Below are 563 nucleotides of genomic sequence, written 5' to 3' on the forward strand. Positions count from 1 at the left end.
AGAATTAAGAGAGGAGATTCATAATGTCTCAAGAGAAGAAAGTTTTTAAAACTGAATGGGCTGGGCGTTCTTTAACTATTGAGACAGGACAATTAGCAAAGCAAGCTAATGGTGCTGTTTTAGTGCGTTATGGAGATACAGTTGTCCTATCAACTGCAACTGCTTCTAAAGAACCTAGAGATGGCGATTTTTTCCCATTAACTGTAAATTACGAAGAAAAAATGTATGCTGCTGGTAAAATACCAGGAGGATTCAAAAAAAGAGAAGGTCGCCCTGGTGATGAAGCAACGTTAACAGCTCGTCTAATTGATAGACCTATTCGTCCACTGTTTCCAAAAGGATATAGACATGACGTACAAATCATGAATATTGTCTTAAGTGCTGATCCAGATTGCTCACCAGAAATGGCAGCAATGATTGGTTCTTCGATGGCGTTAAGTGTTTCAGATATTCCATTCCAAGGTCCCATCGCAGGTGTAAATGTAGGTTATATCGATGGCAAATATGTCATTAATCCTTCCGTCGCTGATAAAGAAATTTCTAGATTAGATTTAGAAGTTGCT

At 38.4% G+C, this 563-nt stretch carries 1 pseudogene; it reads left to right on the top strand.

The annotated features are described in order from the left end of the window. Window positions 1–23: 23 nt before the first annotated feature. Window positions 24–563 (top strand): annotated as a pseudogene (locus IE142_RS40215) (polyribonucleotide nucleotidyltransferase); the annotation flags it as partial.

This window comes from Streptomyces mutabilis (genome assembly GCF_014649815.1).
Lineage (GTDB): Bacteria > Actinomycetota > Actinomycetes > Streptomycetales > Streptomycetaceae > Streptomyces > Streptomyces mutabilis.